This is a genomic window from Halomonas llamarensis (assembly GCF_023555005.1).
GTDB classification, from domain to species: Bacteria; Pseudomonadota; Gammaproteobacteria; order Pseudomonadales; family Halomonadaceae; genus Vreelandella; species Vreelandella llamarensis.
In genome coordinates, this window is sequence record NZ_JAMJPJ010000012.1 from 71,803 (window position 1) to 93,527 (window position 21,725).

24 protein-coding genes and 1 pseudogene are annotated in these 21,725 nt (G+C 52.9%); 4 read left to right on the top strand and 21 right to left on the bottom strand.

The genetic code is table 11. The features are described from left to right. Positions 1–30: 30 nt before the first annotated feature. The 3 genes from M8006_RS09260 to M8006_RS09270 are packed head-to-tail and all read right to left on the bottom strand — an operon-like array spanning position 31 to position 2,913. Positions 31–717 carry a hypothetical protein gene (locus M8006_RS09260; protein WP_250081469.1) on the bottom strand — a complete coding sequence of 229 codons (687 nt, stop codon included), beginning with the start codon at positions 715–717 and terminating at the stop codon, positions 31–33. A 12-nt stretch (positions 718–729) separates the two neighbouring features. Continuing rightward, complete coding sequence (locus M8006_RS09265; RefSeq protein ID WP_250081471.1) at positions 730–2,019, bottom strand: nucleotide sugar dehydrogenase; 1,290 nt, start codon at positions 2,017–2,019, stop codon at positions 730–732. A gap of 3 nt (positions 2,020–2,022) precedes the next feature. Next, positions 2,023–2,913: a UTP--glucose-1-phosphate uridylyltransferase gene (locus M8006_RS09270; RefSeq protein WP_250081474.1), complete on the bottom strand. Its 891-nt coding sequence runs from the start codon at positions 2,911–2,913 to the stop codon at positions 2,023–2,025. 143 nt (positions 2,914–3,056) lie between these two features. Here M8006_RS09270 and ubiG point away from each other — a divergent pair, with 143 nt between their 5' ends. Next, positions 3,057–3,800: a bifunctional 2-polyprenyl-6-hydroxyphenol methylase/3-demethylubiquinol 3-O-methyltransferase UbiG gene (ubiG, locus tag M8006_RS09275; protein WP_250081476.1), complete on the top strand. Its 744-nt coding sequence runs from the start codon at positions 3,057–3,059 to the stop codon at positions 3,798–3,800. Further along, a complete protein-coding gene (locus M8006_RS09280; protein ID WP_250081478.1) occupies positions 3,800–4,507 on the top strand; it encodes an HAD family hydrolase in 708 nt (235 codons plus the stop codon). Before ubiG ends, M8006_RS09280 begins: the two co-directional genes overlap by 1 nt. 19 nt (positions 4,508–4,526) lie before the next feature. Here the strand turns inward: M8006_RS09280 and M8006_RS09285 are convergent, their stop codons facing one another. The 13 genes from M8006_RS09285 to M8006_RS09345 all read right to left on the bottom strand — a co-directional run bounded on the left by M8006_RS09285 (position 4,527) and on the right by M8006_RS09345 (position 15,323). Continuing rightward, a complete protein-coding gene (locus tag M8006_RS09285; protein ID WP_250081480.1) occupies positions 4,527–5,285 on the bottom strand; it encodes a YciK family oxidoreductase in 759 nt (252 codons plus the stop codon). 28 nt (positions 5,286–5,313) lie between these two features. Next, positions 5,314–6,084, bottom strand: coding sequence for a tol-pal system protein YbgF (gene ybgF, locus M8006_RS09290; RefSeq protein ID WP_250081518.1), 771 nt, complete (start codon positions 6,082–6,084; stop codon positions 5,314–5,316). Positions 6,085–6,263: 179 nt separating this feature from the next. Continuing rightward, the gene (pal, locus tag M8006_RS09295) at positions 6,264–6,815 is read right to left on the bottom strand and encodes a peptidoglycan-associated lipoprotein Pal (protein ID WP_250081520.1); all 552 of its coding nucleotides are present in this window, start codon (positions 6,813–6,815) and stop codon (positions 6,264–6,266) included. A gap of 10 nt (positions 6,816–6,825) precedes the next feature. Then, positions 6,826–8,130 carry a Tol-Pal system beta propeller repeat protein TolB gene (tolB, locus tag M8006_RS09300; RefSeq protein ID WP_250081481.1) on the bottom strand — a complete coding sequence of 435 codons (1,305 nt, stop codon included), beginning with the start codon at positions 8,128–8,130 and terminating at the stop codon, positions 6,826–6,828. After that, positions 8,130–9,149 carry a cell envelope integrity protein TolA gene (gene tolA, locus M8006_RS09305; RefSeq protein WP_250081483.1) on the bottom strand — a complete coding sequence of 340 codons (1,020 nt, stop codon included), beginning with the start codon at positions 9,147–9,149 and terminating at the stop codon, positions 8,130–8,132. Before tolA ends, tolB begins: the two co-directional genes overlap by 1 nt. A gap of 16 nt (positions 9,150–9,165) precedes the next feature. Then, a complete protein-coding gene (gene tolR, locus M8006_RS09310; RefSeq protein ID WP_250081484.1) occupies positions 9,166–9,603 on the bottom strand; it encodes a protein TolR in 438 nt (145 codons plus the stop codon). A gap of 12 nt (positions 9,604–9,615) precedes the next feature. Then, positions 9,616–10,305, bottom strand: a complete 690-nt coding sequence (gene tolQ / locus M8006_RS09315; protein WP_250081486.1) for a protein TolQ — start codon at positions 10,303–10,305, stop codon at positions 9,616–9,618. A 22-nt stretch (positions 10,306–10,327) separates the two neighbouring features. Then, complete coding sequence (ybgC, locus tag M8006_RS09320) at positions 10,328–10,723, bottom strand: tol-pal system-associated acyl-CoA thioesterase (RefSeq protein ID WP_284046998.1); 396 nt, start codon at positions 10,721–10,723, stop codon at positions 10,328–10,330. Beyond that, complete coding sequence (gene ruvB, locus M8006_RS09325; protein WP_250081488.1) at positions 10,720–11,757, bottom strand: Holliday junction branch migration DNA helicase RuvB; 1,038 nt, start codon at positions 11,755–11,757, stop codon at positions 10,720–10,722. Before ruvB ends, ybgC begins: the two co-directional genes overlap by 4 nt. A 22-nt stretch (positions 11,758–11,779) precedes the next feature. Then, positions 11,780–12,385 (bottom strand): Holliday junction branch migration protein RuvA, encoded by a 606-nt coding sequence (ruvA, locus tag M8006_RS09330; RefSeq protein ID WP_250081490.1) that lies wholly within the window; start codon positions 12,383–12,385, stop codon positions 11,780–11,782. Positions 12,386–12,515: 130 nt separating this feature from the next. Next, a complete protein-coding gene (gene ruvC / locus M8006_RS09335; RefSeq protein ID WP_250081492.1) occupies positions 12,516–13,067 on the bottom strand; it encodes a crossover junction endodeoxyribonuclease RuvC in 552 nt (183 codons plus the stop codon). 100 nt (positions 13,068–13,167) lie between these two features. Then, positions 13,168–14,949, bottom strand: a complete 1,782-nt coding sequence (gene aspS / locus M8006_RS09340; RefSeq protein WP_250081494.1) for an aspartate--tRNA ligase — start codon at positions 14,947–14,949, stop codon at positions 13,168–13,170. Between the two features lie 86 nt (positions 14,950–15,035). Then, positions 15,036–15,323 (bottom strand): FmdB family zinc ribbon protein, encoded by a 288-nt coding sequence (locus M8006_RS09345; protein ID WP_250081497.1) that lies wholly within the window; start codon positions 15,321–15,323, stop codon positions 15,036–15,038. 215 nt (positions 15,324–15,538) lie between these two features. Here M8006_RS09345 and M8006_RS09350 point away from each other — a divergent pair, with 215 nt between their 5' ends. Next, positions 15,539–16,483 carry a D-2-hydroxyacid dehydrogenase gene (locus M8006_RS09350; RefSeq protein ID WP_250081498.1) on the top strand — a complete coding sequence of 315 codons (945 nt, stop codon included), beginning with the start codon at positions 15,539–15,541 and terminating at the stop codon, positions 16,481–16,483. A 4-nt stretch (positions 16,484–16,487) separates the two neighbouring features. On the opposite strand, the gene yccX is transcribed toward M8006_RS09350, so the two are convergent. Beyond that, positions 16,488–16,763, bottom strand: coding sequence for an acylphosphatase (yccX, locus tag M8006_RS09355; protein ID WP_250081500.1), 276 nt, complete (start codon positions 16,761–16,763; stop codon positions 16,488–16,490). A 29-nt stretch (positions 16,764–16,792) separates the two neighbouring features. After that, positions 16,793–17,713 (bottom strand): YihY/virulence factor BrkB family protein, encoded by a 921-nt coding sequence (locus M8006_RS09360; protein ID WP_250081503.1) that lies wholly within the window; start codon positions 17,711–17,713, stop codon positions 16,793–16,795. 153 nt (positions 17,714–17,866) lie between these two features. Between M8006_RS09360 and M8006_RS09365 the strand changes: the two genes are divergently transcribed. Next, complete coding sequence (locus M8006_RS09365) at positions 17,867–18,979, top strand: bifunctional nicotinamide-nucleotide adenylyltransferase/Nudix hydroxylase (protein WP_250081505.1); 1,113 nt, start codon at positions 17,867–17,869, stop codon at positions 18,977–18,979. A gap of 30 nt (positions 18,980–19,009) precedes the next feature. Here the strand turns inward: M8006_RS09365 and M8006_RS09370 are convergent, their stop codons facing one another. The 3 genes and pseudogenes from M8006_RS09370 to M8006_RS09380 all read right to left on the bottom strand — a co-directional run. Further along, entirely contained in the window at positions 19,010–19,927 is a 918-nt protein-coding gene (locus M8006_RS09370; RefSeq protein ID WP_250081507.1) for a LysR substrate-binding domain-containing protein, read from the bottom strand. Between the two features lie 43 nt (positions 19,928–19,970). Beyond that, entirely contained in the window at positions 19,971–21,389 is a 1,419-nt protein-coding gene (gene cls / locus M8006_RS09375) for a cardiolipin synthase (RefSeq protein WP_250081508.1), read from the bottom strand. Positions 21,390–21,616: 227 nt separating this feature from the next. Next, positions 21,617–21,725 (bottom strand): annotated as a pseudogene (locus M8006_RS09380) (IS5/IS1182 family transposase); the annotation flags it as partial.

Consider the following 21,725-nt stretch of genomic DNA (forward strand, 5'->3'; position numbering starts at 1 on the left):
TCTTGTCCTAGCCAATAACGTGGCATCTTGTCAACGCAGCATTTCTAACTGAGCACTCAATGCAAGCTGCGATTGGCGTACTTGACGAAAATCGCCTTCTAGCGCCGTTAAGCGTTGTTGCCATTTTTGCTCTAGGGCATTGAGCGTCTCTTTGCGTTCGTGGCCTTGTTCCGCTAATCGCTCAATTTTCTCTGTGAGGCGCTCTTGCGTGCTATCGCTTGACTGCTCTAACGCATTGAGCGAAGCGTTGATAGCGGCGAGTTGGCTATCCCGTAGCTGAGCTTGTGCTTGTTGCTGCTCTACTTGTAGCAATAACGTTTCAATGGCATCAGCCGAAACCATATCTTCGCTGGCAGGGATAAGACTAAAAAGCTCTTCACGAGCGTTTCTCAGCGCAACGGACAACTGCTCTTGCTCTTGAAAAAGGGTACTCATTTGCGCTTGAATTAAGTTTAACCTTTCCTTTACATCGCTGTCATCCGCGTCTAAGCGTGCATGCATATTGGAGACTTCACCACTTACTCGATTTAGCTCGCTCAAAAGTCGCTCTCGCTCAAACCAAAGCCCCGCGGCGGCAGCGCCAAGTACGGCTATTATCGCTATTACGGCAAGCCACAAAGGCCAAAGAGCAGGACCTTTGCGGTGGCGTAGGTGCTGGGCGTTCAAACTTTGTTCTACGTCAGGCACGATTCGTGTCGTTGCAGCGGAATCAGACATGCGCTCTCCTTATCAAGCGGTGGGATCAGCGCGGCGGCCAATGCCTCGATAGGTAAGGCCACAACTTGCCACGAAACTTGGCTCATAGATATTGCGGCCATCCAGCACGAGCTTTGCATTTAATAACTTGCTAAGCCGAGGCCAATCCGGGTTCCAATAGGTTTTCCACTCTGTTACTAACATTAGTGCATCTGCGCCTTCGCAGGCGAGATAGGGATCATCGCTGAACGTCGCTAAATCATCGCGTGATCCTACGGCATCTTCTAGTGCTGGCACGGCCGCCGGATCATGAAGACGGACGTGCACCCCTTGCGCCCACAGTGCCTCAAGTAGCGTTAACACAGGAGCTTGATCAATACGTGCTGTGCCCGGCTTAAAGGCCGCGCCCCAAATGGCCACGGTTTTGCCCGCTAGTTGGCCGCCAAAATGAGACCATAACTTGCGAAAAAGCGTTTCTTTTTTCTGTTCGTTAATATCCATCACTTGCTCAAGCAGCGCCGAGGCCCGACCGCTTGAGAACTGTACATCCGCCAAGCGCATCAAATCACGCGAAAAATTCGGCCCGCCAAACCCACAACCAGGGTACAGGTATTCAAAGCCAATACGGCTATCAGCCCCCATTCCCTGGCGAACGTATTCGACATCAACACTCAACGTATCGGCTAGCCCGGCAATTTCATTCATGTAGCTAATGCGCGTGGCCAACATACCGTTGATCGCCAACTTGGCCAGTTCAGCGGCGCGGCGAGGCATCACCTGAAATATCTCACTGCGACGGTTGAAAGCACGCAGCAACTCGCGCACCAAACGCTCGCTGGCGGCATCATCACACCCGAGTAGCCAATGCGAGGGGCGCGTAAAGGTTGTCCAAGCGCGTCCTTCCTCCAGCATATCCGGCAGCGAGACGCTACATTGAGTCGACTGCATAAGCTCCTGCAGGCGTTCGGTTTCACCCACGGGAAACGTCGAATTATTCACCAGCAGCAATTCAGGGTTTGTGTGCATAGCGGGATCAGAAACCAATGCGGCTGCATCGTCACGTTGGGTAGGGGATAGTGACAGCCAAGCAATGTCGCAACGACGAAGGCTATCTACCTCATGCACCAGCATCAGATTGCCTTCTGCAACGCTATGCTGCAGCTGATCAAACAGGGTAGGCTCGCGCCGTAACCACCCAGCCTGCTCCAACGCTTCCCACGGTTGAGCCGAATGTAAAAGCCAATGCACATGGTGCCCCACCCAAGAAAGCGCCGCCGCTGCGGTCGCCGCACTTAGCTCGCTGCCGTAAACAAAAACCCGCATGGCCTACGCCTCCTGATAGCGCGCAAGCAATGCCTTGAAGTCATCTCCAAGCGCGGGATGGGCGCGACCATAAGCGAGAGTCGCTTCTAAATACCCCAATGGCTGCCCACAATCGTACGTTACCCCTTGCATACGGTATGCCTCTACCCCTAATTGTTGGCGCAGTGTCTCAATGGCATCCGTCAATTGGATTTCATCACCAGCGCCGGGCGGTGTTTCGGCGAGTAGAGAAAAGATCGACCCAGGCAGTGCGTAGCGTCCAATAACAGCGAGGTTAGACGGTGCGGCATCACGGGCGGGTTTTTCCACCACCCCGACAGTTGGCGTAGCGTGACCCGGCGCAGGTATTTGCGCTTCCAAGGCGACGATGCCATAGCGCTCAACATTCGCCCAGTCGACCTCCTCTACCATCAACTGGGCGGTACTGTTTTTATCAAACGCCTGTAGCATGCCGTACAAATCATTATGAGAGGACGAATCCGTTTGGTGAACCAGTACATCGGGTAGCAACACGGCAAAAGGCTCGTTGTCACCAATGACCGGGCGGGCGCATAGCACCGCATGCCCTAGGCCTAATGGCTCGCCTTGGCGCACGCTAATGACATTGACATCGTCTGGGATAATGTCGCGAATGCTCTCCAATAGCGCATGCTTACCTTTGGCTTCAAGGCTAGCTTCTAACTCTGCGTGGGTATCAAAGTGATTTTCAATGGCACTTTTGCTGCTGCTAGTTACCAACACAATGTCGCGAATACCGGCCGCCACTGCCTCTTCTACCACGTATTGAATAACCGGACGGTCGACAATGGTAATCATCTCTTTAGGAATGGCTTTTGACGCGGGCAAGCAGCGCGTGCCAAAGCCAGCAACAGGAAGTACAGCCTTGCGAATCATACAAAGGTCCTTTTTATGCGTTCCGACCTCGGAGTGGTTAGAATGGGCATCATACACTACACATCGGTAATCCCTCACGGTGGCTACCGGTGGTTTTTTTCTGCCGTTTAATGTCTCGTTTTAACATGCAGGGAGTCACGCACATGCAAGCGCCATCTCAGGATAGCACTGCGCAAGGTTACCACGGCAATGTCGATGCGGCTGAAGTCGCGAAGTTTGAAGCCCTCGCCAGCCGTTGGTGGGATAAAAACAGTGAATTTAAGCCGTTGCACGACATCAACCCGCTGCGTCTTGATTTTATTGATGCTCGCACAGGGCTTGCGGGCAAGCGCGTGCTGGATGTGGGCTGTGGCGGGGGAATTTTAAGCGAAGCCATGGCGCACCGCGGAGCGAATGTCACCGGTATTGATATGGGCGAAGCGCCGCTCGGCGTCGCGCGTTTGCATGCTGAAGAAAACGGTCTCGACATCACCTATCGCCAGGTAGCCGTTGAAATGTTCGCCGATGAGCATGCCGGCTCTTTTGACGTTATCACCTGTATGGAGATGCTTGAGCATGTGCCCGATCCGGCTTCAGTAGTAGAAGCTTGCAGCCGCTTAGTTCGCCCTGGTGGCCATGTTTTCTTTTCTACAATCAGCCGTACCCGTAAAGCGCACGCATTTGCCATTGTTGGCGCTGAATATGTGCTTAAACTTTTACCGCGGGGAACGCACGATTATGCTAAGTTTATTCGCCCCTCTGAAATGGCGGCTTGGTGTCGCGTATCTGGGCTAGAGGTGAGGGAGCAAACCGGGCTGACCTATAATCCGCTATTGCGTCAATACCGGCTAAATAGCTATGACGTCTCGGTCAATTACATGATGCACTGTCGCAAATCGGAGGCGTGATGTCTGATGTAATTAATGACGTCATGCTCGGTGCTCCTCCTCCCGCGCGTGCTTTATTGTTTGATTTGGATGGTACATTAGTCGATACCGCGCCGGACTTGGCCAATGCAACCAATGTGCTGCGTGCCCACCACGGATTAGCGCCTTTGCCCTTTGCCACTATCCGCAGACAAGTTTCAAATGGCGGCAGCGCTTTGGTCACGTTAGCGCTAGGCTTTGACATTGATCACCCACATCACAGCGCTGCCAGAGTGCTTTTACTTAACGCTTACGAGCAGGCCGTAGCAACCTACAGCCGCGTTTTCTCGCCATTGGATACGTGGCTTAAACGCTGGCAGCTAAACAGCGGCTTATGGGGTATTGTGACTAACAAGCCACGTCGCTACACCGAGCCACTTTTAAACGCGCTCGCCTTAGAGCCTGGCGCCCTTCTTTGTGCCGATGATTTAAGCGTTAAAAAGCCCTCACCCGAACCGTTATGGGAGGCAGCGCGACGTCTAAATGTCGCGCCTCACGAGTGCTGGTATGTGGGAGATCATCTGCGTGATATGCAGGCTGCCAAAGCGGCAGGAATGACCGCTGTGGCAGTGGGGTATGGATACATTAGCGAAGAGGACGATTACCGTCAGTGGCCGGCAGACGTCTGGTTTAGTGATTGCACTGCGCTAGTGGCTGCCCTACCCACTATGAAACCTTCGCTTTGCTAGAGTGACGTTAACCTCGGCATTAACGGGGTGGTTGTGCATCCCATTTTTGACCGCTTACCCCACGGCTATCAGGCCCCATTAGCCATAAATACGTGGGCATGATCTCTTCTGGAGTGCGAAGCGTCGCAGGGTCCTCACCAGGAAATGCGCTGCGGCGCATTTGGGTACGGGTGGCTCCTGGATTGAGCGTATTAATGCGTAGGTTCTGTTGGCTATCCAATTCATCGGCCAACACTTCCATAAAACCCTCCGTTGCACACTTAGACACGGCATAAGCACCCCAGTAGGCGCGACCTTTGCGCCCCACGCTAGATGAAGTAAAAATAACCGAGGCATCCTCTGACTGCTGCAAAAGCGGCAGTAACGCTTGGGTCATCCAAATAGGGCCGTTGATATTTACCTGCATCACCTGGCTCCAAAGCTCAGGATTGCACTGCTCAAACGGGGTAATGCGACCTAGCATACCGGCGTTGTGAAGAACTCCATCTAAGCGGCCAAATTCGCCATCCAGCGTTTGCGCCATCTCATGAAAATCTTTGAGCGTAGCACCTTCAAAATTGAGCGGGAAAATAGCCGGTTGCGAACCTCCTGCCGCCTCAATTTCATCGTAAACACGCTCAAGTTTCGCAATCGTGCGCCCGAGCAAAATGACCGTGGCGCCATGTTGCGCATAGGTCAACGCTGCCGCTTGGCCGATGCCATCGCCTGCCCCGGTGACCAAAATAATACGATCTTTAAGTAAATCAGGCGTAGGCTGATAGTCGATTTTGCAGCTCATAGCGTTGTTTGGATCCTTCACATTAGTTTTACAGGGATTGACGTAAAAAGTCGCTTGCAAGTCCTGCTGCACTGCTTTGCGGATACTCTTCGGTTACGCGGGTAAGGAGTTCTCGACTACGGTCTGTTTTGCCTTGGCGGGCCTTCAAGAGACCAAGCTTATATAGCGCATCGGGAACCTTACGGCTGTCACTGTACTCATTAATTACACGGTCGAATGCTTCTTCCGCGGTGGCAAGTGCATCATTTGCCGCATAAAGCTCGCCCAGCCAATAATAACCGTTGGGCGTTAGCGATGAGTCAGGGTATTGCTCGACAAAGCCTTTAAAGGCAGTAATAGCTTCATCAAAGTGGCGCGCTTGAACGTGAGAAAAGGCATTTTCATAGGCCTTTTGCACCTCTTCGCTTACAGAATTGCTACCGCTTTGTTCAGTTTTCTCTACCCGTTCTGCTTCTCCTATGGCTTTGGGTTCTACGCTTGACTCGGGGGCGGGTGTCGCGGTGTCTGCCTCTTCTTCAGCTGCTGAAGAGGCTTTATCGCGCTCTAAGCTCGCAAGCCGGTCGTCTATGTCAATATAGCGCTGCTGGCTTTGGCGACTCACTTGTTCGAACTCGTGACGTAACTCTTCAAGCTGACCGCGAAGCTGCTGGATTTCGCGCTGATGCTCTTGCACCTGGTTAAAAAGAACCAGGCTTCCACCGCTTGTCGGCTGCGTTTGCGTTTGCTGATAGAAGCTGTCAGAGGATGAAGAAAGGTCCTCCACTATTGGCTGTTGAGCCAAGGCAGTGAGAGGCACCATGAACAGTGAGGCCGCAAGCCCTAAAGTAAAACGCTTCAGCAGCGAAAGGCGTGAGGAGTTGGCCTTCCTCGTGTGCTTGTCGCATGTCAGGCTGAAATTCATCATGTCTCCTGAAGCCATCTGTTTAAACCCCGCTGTTACCAGCGAGGTGGTGGCATCCATCAAACGTTTAAGTTAGCTCAGTAGCTAAATATCACACGACGGTTTTTTGCGTATGCATCTTCACTCTGACCACGTGCTTCCGGGCGCTCTTCTCCGTAGCTAACAACGCTCATTTGGCTATTGGAAACACCCTGGATGTTGAGGAAACGCTGTACCGCATTGGCACGACGCTCGCCTAGCGCCAAGTTATATTCACGCGTTCCGCGCTCATCGGTGTGACCTTGCAGCACGACCGTCGCACCCGGATTGACGCGTAAGTAACGTGCATGGGCCATCACGACCGACTCGTACTCACTTTTGATCGTGTCGCGGTTAAAATCGAAGTAAATCGTACGCACATCAGGGATTCGCGAATCGGCTTGCTGACTAGCACGTGTACCGCTTCCGGTGGTAGAACCGTACTGACCGCCACTACCCGCGCCGCGGCTTTCAGCCCCACTTCCCGTCGTACTACCCGTTTGAGAACCTGTTGACTCACCACCCTGGGTTCCCCCCGTGCTTGAGCAACCAGCGATTACAGCAAGTGAGAAAGCAACGGCTAATGCACGTGCCATCGGTTTAATTTGCATCATTCTACTCCTAATGTAAAAAAGGGGACCATGCGGGGTCGCGTATATCACCTTGCACTACAGGCAACCTGAATGAAGAGCGCCCATCGGCGGAGACAGCACTCAACACACTATTATCGCCTTGTTGGGTAGCGAAGATTACCATGGTGCCGTTAGGGGCAACACTAGGTGATTCATCGCGGGTCGATTCGCTTAATACCATCAAGCGATCATTGTCTAACTCTTGGCGCGCGACTTGATAACCCCGACCAGAGCGGTGAATCAAAAAGATGTCATCGCCATCAGGAGAGAAGCGCCCACGCGCGTTATAGTTGCCAGTGTAAGTTAGCCGTTGGGTCTTTCCGTTTCTCAACGTGTAACGGTAAATTTGTGGGCCACCGCTACGGTCCGATGTAAACAGTAAGCTACGTCCATCGGGCGCCCAGTCGGGCTCAGTGTCGATGCCACTGCTGTTGGTTAAGCGCTCAATCGAGCGGTTAGCCACGTTCATAAGATAAATCTCAGGCTGCCCGTCTTTGGATAGCGACATGGCCAACCGGCGGCCATCAGGTGACCAAACCGGCGCACTGTTGATACCATCAAAGGAAGTTAGCTGAACCCTTTGCCCGGAAGATACTTCTTGTACATAGATGGCTGACTGCTCAGTTTCAAACGATACATACGCAAGCTTGCGGCCATCGGGCGACCACGACGGGGAAAGGATAGGGTTATCAGAACTGAGCACCTCCTGGCTATTACGTCCATCCGCATCCGCTACGTAGAGGCCAAATTGCATATTGTCGCCGACACCCTGAGCGGTCACATAAGCAATCCGCGTCGAGAACGCCCCGCGAATGTCGGTAATCGCCTCAAAGATTTGATCACTTAAACGGTGGGCAGCACCGCGCAAGTTATTCTCCCCACTTCGGATACTTTCAGACAGCATCCGACGCTGGCCGCTAATATCCATCAGCTCAGCGTTAATACGGTAACCGGCTTCGCTGGTTTCTATATCGCCAACGACCAAATAGCGCACGTCCAGCGAGCGCCAGGTGCCGAATTGCACATCCTCGGCTTTGCTAGGACGCTCAAACATAGCATCGCGCTCAAGTGGAGAAAAGAAACCGCTACGCTCTAGGTTATTGTGAATGATTTGCGCCACATCGTCGGGTATTCCCTCACTACCGGCAAAAGGAACCACGGCGATCGGCAGTGCGCGATCACTTCCACGCGTAATTTCAATGGTGAGATTCGCACTGGCGGCGTTGCTAACAATAAAAAAACTGCCTATGAGCAATAGCAATGCCCCTAGTCGTAAATGGCGTGAGGTTTGCATTAACGAACATCCCCTGGAGTAAATCGCAAATTAAATTGGCGTAAGCTGCGTTGCTGTTCTGCGGATAGCTCACGCAACTCGGTAAAGGGTGCTACATGCTCAACCGCTTGGATGGCCGAGCGATCGAAGGCGCTATCGCCACTTGATATTGCGACTGAGGTGGCAAGCACTTCACCGGATGGCCCTAATCGAACTTGGATGGTGGCAGTCATTGTATCACTTGCCCCTCCTGGGATAAGCCATGCCTGCTCTACCGCGCGGCGTACGATGGCGATAAAACTATTGGCTGCCTGCTCTGCCTGGCGGGCATCAGCTGCCGCTTCTGCTTGCCCTTCTAGCTGGCGCTGCCTTTCGGCTTCAGCGGCTTCTTGCGCTTGGCGAGCTTGTTCCTCTTCACGGCGACGCTGCGCCTCAGCCTCTTGCGCTTGGCGAGCTAGTTTCTCTTCACGAAGACGCTGTTCCTTGGCCTCTTGCGCCTGGCGGGCCTGCTCTTCTTCGCGACGACGCTGCGCCTCAGCTTCTTGCTCTTGGCGCGCCAATTCTTCACGGCGGCGTTGTTCTTCGGCTTGTTGCTCGGCACGTTCGGTTTCACGCGCGGCAGCTTCTAATGCTCGGCGCTCTGCTTCCTCGGTGCGCCTTTGTGCTTGCGCTTCAGCCTTGGCCCGCGCCTCTTCAAGCGCTTGGGTTTCTCGAGCCTCAGCGAGCTCTTCGGCCTGATCGATAACCGCCTTTTCTAGCGGCCGAGATGGTGGCGTTGGCTCTTCTTGTGGCGGCGTTTTCTCAGGCGGTTGAGACGGCACGTTCGATGTCACTTGATTATCATTCGCCTGTTGGGCCTGATCCGTATACGTTTCCGTACTCACAAGCGTAGCGTGAACGATGGAAGATGGTTCGGGTTCTGCGTCTTTGCTCTCAAGATTAATCACGCTAAACATAACAACGACAACATGAACCAACACCGCAAAAACAACCGGCCAAACATAGCCGACTTCGCGTTTATCTCGTGAAAAAAAAGCCACAAGGCATCCCCTGCGTTTACTCATCTTGCGGCGGCTCGGAAATGAGGCCTACGTTGGCCACACCCGCGCGCTGCAGCGTACTCATCAACGTGACGACTTGGCCGTAGGCAATCTGGCGGTCGCCTCGTACCATCACCGGCGTGTCAGGGCGGCGCTCAAGAATCACCGTGACGCGCTCAGCGAGGTCATCCAGCGCCACAGCTGTCGTGTCGTCGCCCAGGCTGATGTGATAGTTACCCTCGCGGTCGACGGATACCAAAATAGGGTCGTTATCTTCTGGGTTTTCGATCGGTTCAGAAGAGACCTGCGGCAAATCAACTTGTACCCCTTGAGTGAGCATGGGCGCGGTGATCATAAAAATCACCAACAACACCAACATCACGTCGATAAAAGGGACCACGTTAATCTCTGCCATGGGTCGGCGTTGCCCACCGCGATGAAAAGGCCCTTGCATACAGCGACTCCCTTAGCTGGACGTGGTGTCACGCCCTTGCAGATTACGGTGCAAAATGGCGTAAAACTCTTCGGCAAAGTTTTCATATTTACCCAATAATCGGCTGGCACTGTTAGAAAGACGGTTATAAAAAATAACCGCAGGAATCGCAGCAAAAAGCCCCATTGCTGTGGCAATTAGCGCCTCAGCAATCCACGGTGCAACGGTCGCCAAGGTCGCTTGTTGTGCCATGGAGATCGATTGAAATGAGCCCATGATTCCCCATACCGTACCAAATAAACCAATGTAGGGACTCGCCGATGCCACCGTGGCAAGAAACACTAGATGCTGGTTGAGGCGGTCTTCTTCGCGTGACCACGCGACTCGCATGCTGCGCTGAACCGCTTCGAGTACAGTATCTACTTGCCCTGTTTTGGCCGCCAAACGGTGAAACTCTCGAAATCCAGATTGAAAAATACGCTCGGCCCCCTGGCGCGCGTCATCGGCGGGAATGTCACGATAGAGATCATTCAAATCAACGCCTGACCAAAACGACTCTTCAAATTGGTCATAGGCTTTATTTGCGCGATTCAACGCAAAGCTGCGCTGAAAAATGACTACCCATGACAGCAGAGATCCCAGCACAAGTAGCAGCATCACTAGCTGGACAACCGGACTGGCACTCATAACCAGATGGGGAATCGACATGCTATTTTCGTTCACGAGTGTCCTCTTTTATCCAGATTTAATTAAATAATGCCATAAGGGAAGGCGGCCAAGCTTTAGGTCTTAAGCGCTTGGCATCCAAACACGCTATCTCGACTGTGGCATTGCACAACAGTTCCCCGTGGCGGGTTGCTTTTTGCTCAAAGAGCATCCGGCAGCGACCTATTTTGCTTATCTCGGCGGCAACGCTAAGCGTATCATCAAGCCTAGCCGGTTTGGCATAGTGGCACGCCAAGCGATATACCACTAGCTGCGTCCCTTCTTGTAATAGCACCTGTTGGTTGAAGCCTTGTTGTCTCAACCACTCGCTACGAGCGCGCTCCATAAACTTCAGGTAGTTAACGTAGTAGACAATTCCCCCTGCATCTGTGTCTTCCATGTAAACGCGGATAGGCATGGTAAAAACATGGCTCATGGTCTGACTTCCCCTGTACTGCCGGGCGCCTGCTCGTGCGGCACACGGCTAAAGTGCGCCCACGCCTGGCGGGTCACAACACGCCCACGCGGGGTGCGCATCATTAAGCCCTGCTGAATCAAATACGGTTCAATCACATCCTCAATGCTATCGCGCTCTTCGCTAATCGCCGCGGAAAGAGAATCCACGCCGACCGGGCCGCCATCAAACTTATCCATCATCGCCAGTAATAGGCGACGGTCCATATGATCCAGACCATGATGGTCAACGTTGAGCATATTCAGCGCCGCATCGGCAATATCGATATCGACATATCCGCTGCCTTTGATGTCAGCGTAATCGCGTACGCGTCTCAGCAAGCGGTTAGCAATTCGCGGCGTGCCGCGCGAGCGTTTGGCGATTTCAGCGGCACCGTCAACACTGGTAGTGACGTTCAACAAATTCGCCGAGCGAGTCACAATCGCGCTCAATTCTTCAATATTATAAAACTCCAAGCGCTGTACAATACCAAACCGGTCGCGCAACGGAGAGGTTAAAAGTCCGGCACGCGTCGTGGCGCCGACTAGTGTAAAGCGCGGCAAGTCTAACTTAATTGACCGCGCCGCTGGGCCTTCGCCAATCATAATATCGAGCTGAAAATCCTCCATTGCTGGATAGAGCACTTCTTCTACCATAGGCGAAAGTCGGTGGATTTCGTCGATGAAGAGCACATCGCCAGGCTCTAAATTGGTCAGCATCGCGGCAAGGTCACCCGCACGCTCAAGGACGGGCCCTGAAGTAGATTTCAAGCCGACACCCATCTCAGTAGCGATAATATTCGCCAAAGTCGTTTTACCCAGCCCCGGTGGGCCAAACACCAGCGTGTGATCTAGGCTCTCTTCGCGCAGCCGGGCGGCGCCGATGAAGATATCCATCTGTTCACGCATGCGTGGCTGGCCGATATAGTCGCAAAGACGCTTGGGACGAATCGCATGATCCATCCTGACTTCACCCTGCTCCGGCGCGGCGGCAATCAAGCGATCCTGTTCGATCATGGGGTTCCTCAGAGTCTATAGGCTAGCTGCTTAACCGTTGCGTCAGCGCGGCTTTGATAAGCGTTTCAGCAGGCTGATTCGGATCGAGCCCTGAAAGCATTTTGGCAGCTTCAGCGGGCTTATAACCCAAGCTGATCAATGCTGCTTCGGCATCTGCTAAGCTGTTGCGTTGACCTTTCGCTGTCGCCGCTTCTAACGGCAATGTGGCGTCTGAGGCGTTTTCCCACTCTGGGAAACGGTCGCGCATCTCGATGATTAGTCGCTCAGCCGTCTTTTTTCCCACACCCGGAAGGCGAGTCAACGCTTTGCTGTCATCATCGCGTACGCAGCGCATAAAGGCATCTTCATCCATGCCCGAGAGAATCGCGAGCGCTAGTTTGGGACCAACCCCGTTGACCTTGATCAACGCACGAAACAGCGCTCGCTCGTGCTCACGGGAAAAACCGTAAAGCAGATGCGCGTCATCTCGGATCGTCAAATGGGTATACAGCGAAATGGTCTCACCAACGGCAGGCAAGGCCACTAGCGTATTCATCGACGTTGCTAGCTCATAGCCCACGCCATGCACGTCGATAACAATCAAAGGCGGATGTTTTTCCAACAACTGCCCGGTAAGGCGTCCAATCATAGCTGACCTTTCTTGATAACGGGCTCTTCATAGCGAATAGGCAAACGCTTGCGCAAAGTGTGCTTACTATAAAGCCACTCTGTACAAGTGACCAGGTACAAGTGATGCGCTTTACCCGTAAAGATAAGCACTAAAGACGCCAACGGCCGGCTTTACGTCGTGGGCGTTGAGTCGCCGCACCAACGGCCAATCCACTGCGGGCATAACCGTCTGTCAACGCAATCGCGAGGGCATCGGCGGCATCAGCCTGCGGTGTGGCGGAAAGGCGCAAAATGGCGCTGACCATGTGCTGTACCTGCGTTTTATCCGCCCCACCCTGCCCTGTCACCGCCTGTTTAATTTGGCGTGGCGAATATTCGTTAACCGCAAACCCTAGGTTCGCCATACAGACAAGCGCAGTACCGCGTGCTTGACCGAGTTTCAGCGCCGAATCCGGGTTTTTGGCCATGAATACGCGCTCTATCGCTACGTACGCCGGGCGATGGAGTCCCACCACTTCACCGAGGCCGGCATAAATTTGCGCGAGTCGCTGCTCAAGCGCTACATCGGTGGTGCGAATACAGCCACTGGCAACATAACCGGGTTTACCTTGATGAATATCAATGACACCAAAACCGGTAATACGAGAACCGGGGTCAATCCCAAGAATACGCGGCATTATATCGAGCGGCGGCTCAGGCATCGGCTATATCCTAAGAATAAGCAGTTAAAAAAACACCGACGCCCTAAGGCGCCGGTGTCGTGTTGCCCGACAAAAGCCATGGCGACTACCGCAAATAGGATTACTCCCCCGCGGTTTCCGCTTTAGCTTTTGGGCGCAGACGGATATTGAGGTCTTTTAACTGCTCGGCGCTGACGTCACCTGGTGCATCGGTCATTAAACAAGCGGCGCTCTGCGTTTTTGGGAAGGCAATCACTTCACGAATAGTGTTCGCACCCACCATCAGCATCACCAAGCGATCCAGGCCGAAGGCTAAACCGCCATGGGGAGGCGCGCCGTACTGCAGCGCATCAAGCAAGAAGCCGAATTTCTCACGCGCTTCTTCTTCGCCAATCCCCAGAATGTCAAATACGCTACTCTGCATAGTCTGATCGTGGATACGGATAGAACCGCCACCCAGCTCAGTGCCGTTCAACACCATATCGTAGGCGCGAGAGAGCGCCCCGGCCGGGTTCGCCTTGAGCTCTTCAGGGCTGCACGCCGGCGCAGTGAACGGGTGGTGTAACGGGTTTAAGCGGCCGTTGTCATCAGCTTCAAACATCGGGAAGTCGATGACCCACAGCGGTGACCACGCTTGGGTGTAGAGATTTAAGTCGGCACCCAGCTTAACGCGCAGCGCGCCGATGGCTTCATTGACGATGCGGGCTTTATCGGCCCCGAAGAAAATAATATCGCCATCTTTTGCGTCAACACGGTCGAGAAGTTCTTCAACCACGTTTTCCATAAATTTAACGATGGGGGATTGCAGACCTTCGAGACCCTTGTCGCGCTCGTTGACCTTGATCCACGCCAAGCCCTTGGCGCCATAAATGCTGACAAACTTGGTGTATTCATCAATTTCTTTACGCGAAAGCGTCGCGCCACCCGGTACTTTCAGCGCGGCTACGCGGCCATCTTCCGCGCTAGCGGGGCCTGAAAACACCTTGAAGTCGACTTGTTGCATTAAATCATCAACGTCGGTCAACTCCAGCGGAATGCGCAGGTCAGGCTTATCAGAGCCATAACGCTGCATGGCGTCGTGCCATGTCATCTGTGGGAATACCGGCAGCTCAACGTCGAGCACGTCTTTAAACAGCTGACGAATCATCAACTCGGTGATCGCCATGATGTCGTTCTCTTCAACGAACGACGCCTCGATGTCGATCTGCGTGAACTCCGGCTGACGATCAGCGCGCAGGTCTTCATCGCGGAAGCACTTGGCAATCTGGTAGTAACGGTCGAAACCGGCCACCATTAAGAGTTGCTTGAAAAGCTGCGGCGACTGCGGCAGCGCAAAGAAATTACCTGCGTGAGTACGGCTTGGTACCAGGTAGTCACGCGCGCCTTCAGGCGTTGCCCGAGTGAGGACCGGCGTCTCAATGTCTAAGAAGCCTTGGTTTTCCAAAAAGGCACGCACGTTGTGCGAAATACGCGAACGCATGCGTAGCTTCTCGATCATGTCTGGGCGGCGCAAATCGATGTAGCGATGCTTTAAACGTACTTCTTCGCCGACTTTGCCATGCTCATCGAGCTGGAACGGCGGTGTCGCGGCGGTGTTCAGCACTTCTACGTCTTTGGCCAAGACTTCAATCATGCCGGTTGGCATGTTGGGGTTTTGTGTCCCTTCCGGGCGCAGACGAACGCGCCCCGTAATGCGAAGCACATACTCACCACGGGCGCGATCGGCATTGGCGAACGCCTCGGCGGTGTCTGGGTCAACCACGAACTGTGCAATGCCGTCGCGATCGCGCATATCGAGGAAGATAACGCCGCCGTGATCCCGGCGACGGTGAACCCATCCGCAAACGGTAACCGTTTGATCCACCAACGTTTCGTTTAGCTGGCCGCAATAATGGCTGCGCATGTCAAATCCTGTTTTGTGTTGTGGCAAAGTGAGGGTAACGTAACGGTAAAACCGTGAAATATACGGTTAGCGAGAACCATCAAGCATCAAGCAGCAGCGCCATCGGATTTTTTGCTACTGCCGTGCGACTTTTCGCTATTTGAAGATGTAGTGGCTTCTTTAGCGCTGTCTGCTGCCAAGTTCTTTTTGCTACCCGTCTTGAAATCGGTTTCATACCAACCGCCGCCAGCGAGGCGAAAACCCGCCGCTGAAATAAGACGCGAAAGTGTATCACGTTCACAAACGGGGCAATCCGTCAGCGGGTCAGCGCTGATTTTCTGCAGTTTTTCTAGACGATGGCCGCAGGCCTTGCACTCATATTCGTAGATGGGCATGTTATTGACTCCTAAAAAGCGTGGCCCAGACAGGATATTGGCATGCGCATTCGCTGCCGGGCTGCTATATGCGGCCAAATCGGGGAAACTCCAAGACGGCGGTTGGTAAAGCGGACTTATTATACCCTTTTGTAGCCCCTAGCGAGCAAGTCGCTACCGCATAAATGCTGTCACTCGATAACACATCACTTGATAACACTGCAGGAGATAAAACAATGCCGAACGCCGTGATCCTAGATGCAGAGAGCCTGGGACCAGATATTGACCTCACAACGGTTCGTGATCAGGTGGATCATTTAACCGTATACGTTCAGAGCAGCACACCTGAGGCGCGCGAACGCTTAGCAGACGCTGAGATTGCGATTGTCAATAAAGTGGTACTGGATGCTAAGGCGCTGGCCGCGCTGCCTAAGCTAAGCCTTATCTGCGTCCTCGCAACAGGGCTTAACAATATTGATCTGGAGGCGGCTAAAGCGCAGGGCGTTACGGTAAAAAACGTCTCTGCTTATGGTACGGCCAGCGTGTCACAACACACCTTAATGCTAATGCTGGCACTCGCCAATCGTTTGCCCCGTTATCAGCGCGCGATCGCTGAGGGTGAATGGCAACAGAGCGAATTCTTCTGCTTACAGCAGCATCCGACCTTACAACTCACGGGGAAGAATCTGGTGATGGTCGGGCAAGGAGAGCTTGGCAGCGAGGTGGCTCGCCTGGCGGAAGCTTTCGGTATGAACGTGATATTTGCGGCACGGCCGGGAAACGAAGCAAACGACAAGCGTCCTCCCTTGGATGAACTGCTGCCAAGCGCCGATGTCGTCAGCCTTCACTGCCCGCTCAACGAGACAACTCGCCACCTGATCAATCAGGAGCGCTTAGATCGGGCTAAATCCTCGCTGCTGTTAATTAATTGCGCTCGCGGCGGCATTATTGATGAAGACGCAGCGCTAACGGCACTTAGGAATAACACGTTGGGTGGCTTGGGCGTTGATGTTTTACCTAGCGAACCACCCCGCGGCGGCCATGCACTGCTGGACGCCCTAAGCCAAGGCGAGGCACTCAACCTTATTGTCACGCCTCACAACGCCTGGATTACCCCGGAAGCGCGGCAGAATATCGTCAAGCTTACGGCTGATAACATTCGCGCTTGGCAGTCTGCCTGACGCGTTAGATGGTCGAGAACGTATCTGGCGCATGGGCCTGTTCCAACACCTCAAATTCCACGTGGGTCACATGCGCCTTTTCCGGGCCTTGCCACAACCACTCTGAGAGGTTTTTCACGGCCTCTTTTGAGCCACACATCATCACTTCAACGCGCCCGTCAGGGAGATTCTTGGCATACCCGGTAATTCCCAATATAAGCGCTTGCTCTTGAGTTGAGCCGCGATACCAGACACCTTGAACCTTGCCTGTTACCCACGCTTTGGTGCAACACATTGGCATATTAGTCTCCTTAATTGATGCGTGTGCGCTTATTTCGCTGTTGGCCTTTCATCAACTAGCTCACGTCTAACAATAACCGCGCTATTACGCGGTACCAAAACACGACCGCGCCGGATTAAAAGCGAGCGGGTAAAAGCAGCACCAAACAAAAGAATAAGGGACGAGTAGTAAACCCAAAGTAAAATCATCACGACTGAACCCGCGGCGCCATACGTGGAAGCGGTAGCCGTGTAGGCAAGGTAAATCGCAATAAGGCTGCGCCCAATGGTAAAGAGTATCGCCGTCACCACCGCGCCGATGAGAACATCTTGCCAGCGCAAAATAACATCGGGTAACACCTTGAAAATGGTCGCAAATAGCAGCACCACCACGCCTAACGAAATCACCGACTCCGCACTTGCGGCTAGCATGCCAGTATAGGGTAAATGATCGTCTGTGGCCTGCAACATGCTGCGAATGATAACGCCAACAACCAACGATACAAGAAAAATAAAACCGATCGCGAGAACAACCGTTAGTGAGAGCAATCGGTTTTTGATAAAAACCCAAGCACTATTGGCCGTAGGGCGCGCGGTAACTCCAAAAATGGTATTTAGCGAAAACTGCATCTGAGCAAAGACGGTAGTGGCCCCTACAATCAGCGCGCCGACACCTAAGATCGTGGGTAAAAAACCGGCTTCTTCAATACGTGACTGCGCGACGGCCTGCTCGACAGCGATGGCCGCATCGGCACCCAAGGTCCCCTGCAATTGGCTGACGATCTGGCCGTGTGCCGCTTCTTCCCCCATCACCACGCCAATAACGGTCACTGCAATGATAATCGTTGGCGCGAGAGAAAAAAGCGTATAAAACGCCAGTGAGCCCGCATAGCTAAATGCATTTCGTTCCAACCAAAGCTTTATGGCATCTCTTACGACGTTGCCCCAAAACGTCACAGTACGTTTGACCATCAGTTGCGTCCCTGTCTTTTGGTGAATAGGACATAGCATACCGGACCTTACGCCGGATGATAGGTCAACGACCAATTGCGTCAAACGCCTTAACTGCCATAATGGCAATCGATTTACCGCGAATCGTCCGCGTCCTTCTAACAGGAGCCCCTTATGGGTCCACCAGAACATTCAGCCACACAGGCTCATGGCGCTCCGTCATACGATTTTGATTGCCTGGTGTTTATTGGCCGTTTTCAGCCGCCGCATCTCGGCCATTTAGCGGTTATCCGTGAGGCGCTTAAGCAAGCTCGGCAAGTCATCGTGCTCGCAGGTTCTGCTTGGCAGGCACGTTCGCTGCGTAACCCCTGGCAGTTCAATGAACGTCAGGCGATGATTCGCTCGGGCTTTGATGACGAAGAAAATCAGCGCCTGGAAATCACGCCGCTGTTAGACGCGTTGTATAACGATGATGTCTGGGTGCGCGATGTTCAGCGCCGTGTCCGTGACTTAACCGCACTCGACAACGCAAAGCTACCGCGTATTGGCTTGATAGGCGCGAGTCGCGGACAATCAAGTTACTATTTATCGCTTTTCCCACAGTGGGAGTCGGTTAGCGTACCGCTTGTCGAGGGGATTTCAGCTAGCCAAATTCGCGAACGGTTATTTCGCTCGCAAGCCGCTACCGATGACTATTTGAGTACCGGCGCCTACCACGATTTACCACCTGGTGTGGTAGAGCGGGTGAGCCAGTTTTGTCAGGGCGATGCGTATGATCAGCTACTTGAAGAGCAGCGCTTGCTGGATCAATACCGTCAGGCGTGGTCACAAGCGCCCTACCCGCCGATTTTTGTTACTGTGAATGCCGTTGTTGTGCAGTCTGGGCATGTGCTTTTAGTCAGGCGTACTGCCGCCCCAGGGAAGGGACTTTATGCGTTACCCGGTGGTTTTATTAACCCACACGAGCGGCTAATGGACGCTTGCCTGCGTGAGCTTCGCGAGCGTATTCGTCTTAAAGTGCCGGAGCCGGTGCTCAAAGGCTCACTACGGGGGCAGCGTCTGTTTGATGAACCGCACCGCAGCTGGCGTGGGCGTACGCTTGCCGAGGCGTTTTATTTTGCTCTTCGCCCTGACCAGCAATTGCCAAGACTAAAGCCGGTAAAAGGCGGCGACCATGCCCGTTGGGTCGCTTTAGCTGATCTTGAGCCGGATAGCCTTTTTGAGGATCATTTTTTTATTATTCAGAATTTTTTAGGATTACCCACTGATTTTGGTAGCGCAAGTTAAAGCTAACAGTCTTTGCCATAAAGAAAGATCTTACGCTTGAAGAAAGTCTCTGGGCAGCTTCATCATTTGCCTCCATAGGCGCTCAACCCCCGGCTTGTGAACCAAAGAGCAGCGGTATAGACGAATTTCTAGCGGGATATCCCAACTTTCATCACCGGCACGAACGAGCTGACCGCTTTTGAGCTCCTCACGAATGCAGAAATCCGGAATCCAAGCCACCCCTACGCCTTGAAGCACCATGCCTTTAAGGCCTTCTGCCATGGCCGTTTCATATATTGTGCGCAAGCGCATGCGTAGCGGGTCGTTTTTGAGCAGCATTCGCACGCTGCGACCTAAAAAAGCACCTTGTGTGTAGGCGAGATAAGGAATAGAACTTTCACTTTGGAGTGCGTGGCGCGGCTTACCCTGCTCATCGGGCAGTGTAACGGGCAGCATTTTGACCTTACCGATGGAAAATGAGGGAAAGACTTCTGCATCAAGCTGCATCGTGGCAAAAGGATCGTAATACGCAAGCATCAAGTCGCAATTCCCTTCGCGCAGCACATGAATGGCTTCGCCAACATTCATGGCAACTAACCGAGTGGGTAGCTCCCCTAACCCTTTTTGCAGCCGAGAAATCCAAGGCGGGAAAAAGCTAAGCGCCAGAGAATGGGCAGCCACAATATCCAAGGCTTCGTTAGCAATGGAAAGCCCACGCAGGTGGCTAAGCGATTCGTTAAGTTGTTCGACAAGGTTGCGAGCAGTCACTAGGAATAACTGCCCTTCTGAGGTAAGCCCCACAGGGGTCGTTGAACGATCAACCAGCGTGACACCAATCGACTGCTCGAGAGCTCGGATTCGCCGACTAAACGCCGGCTGAGTCACATGGCGCTGACGCGCCGACGCAGAAAAGCTGCGCGTATTGGCTAGGGCGACAAAATCTTCTAACCATTTGGTTTCTAAATTCACCCTAGACTCCTATTGAATCAAATGTAACGTGTATTCGCCGCGATTATTGGATGGGGGATGTTAAGTAAGCAGCCCGCGAAATAACTTTTTGCCACATAGGGCGCTGCTGAATTTCATCAAGAGAAACACGCCGACACTGTGAAAAATCTTTTTCCAGCATGAGGCGCACTTCACCCGCAAATTCAGGGCTAGGAATAAAGGCAGTAATTTCAAAGTTCAAACGAAAAGAGCGATTATCCAGATTTACGGTTCCCACGGATGCTGCTTTATTGTCTACCAATATAATTTTTTGATGTAAAAACCCTGGTAGATAACGGTATATTTTTACCCCTGCTTGAAGCATGTCGGGTAAAAAAGAGAAGGCTGATAAAAACACTAGCAAGTGATCTGGGCGTTCGGGAATCATGACTCGAACATCCACGCCTCGCATAGCGGCCAATCGGAGTGCATCTTGCACCCCCTGGTCAGGCACAAAATAAGGGCTTGTCACCCATAAGCGCTCTTGTGCACTATGAATCATGTTCTGCACTAAAAGGCTTGCCGTGTCTAAACGATCAGCGGGCCCTGAAGGTACAATAATGACGTGATGGTTTGTCGAGGACTTGGTCTCAGGCTGCCAGTTGAGGTTAATAACTTCTCCCGTCGCCCAGTGCCAATCCTCCCAGAAAGCCTCTTGCAACCCCATTACACTGGGCCCTGTCAGTTTTAGGTGCGTATCTCGCCAGGCACCGTGGCGAGGATGCTCTCCCAAATACTCGACTCCCACGTTAAACCCGCCTACCCAGCCCTCCTTCCCATCCATCACAGCCACTTTGCGGTGATTGCGAAAGTTCAGCTGAAAGCGATGTTTAAATCCGCGCGATGAGCGAAATGCACTAACTTCTACGCCCGCTGATTGCATATCGAGCCAATAGCCTTCATTAAGCTTACGGCTACCCACCTCATCATACAAAAAGTAGACCCTCACCCCACGGCAAGCTGCTTCCCGCAACCGGTACTGCAACTTACGACCGAGTTCGTCATCGCGCACAATAAAAAACTGCAGCAGGATATACGACTCAGCACGATCGATACCCGAAAACAAGCTTTTAAATGTGGCTTCACCATCAATTAAAAGATCAGCCTGGTTGCCTTGGGTCAACGGCATCATGGCTAGCTGCTCTACGGCATGTATATCTGCATTAGCAGAGGCCACATAGAAAGGCATCATATTAGCGCGATAACGAGCCAATACACGGCGCAACACGCTGTCGCGTTCACCTCTGGCCGAAACATAGCCATAAAAGCGTGGCCGTCCAAAAAACCAATAAGCCGGCAATGCCACATATGGAAAGGTAAGTAGTGAAATTATCCAGGCCACCGCACCCTGCGATGTACGACTGGACATCAGCGCCATCACCGCTGACACCATGCCAAGCATGTGTATCAACGCAAGACTGGCCCCCCATAGCCAGGAAGTCATAATAACTCCAGTAAACAATCACCAAGCAAAAATACGTGGAAATTTAGCGCTGCATTGTACCAGCTTATTTATCACTTTAATGCGCAATGACTGATATGACGCGCCACATATGTTCAGTAATGATAAACAAAAGCCCCGCAACGCGGGGCTGAAGCTAAAGAGTGCCAAAAAATTTACTAGCCAGTAATCAACAAAATATAAAAGCTAGTTTAGGGCCTGTTGACGTTTCACATTGGGAGCCATAAAAAACCGCACGCCAAAGCCACCATGCTTTCGTAGTTTCGCTTCAGTTTATCGTAGCGCGTCGCTATGGCGCGATACGATTTTAAACGGGCA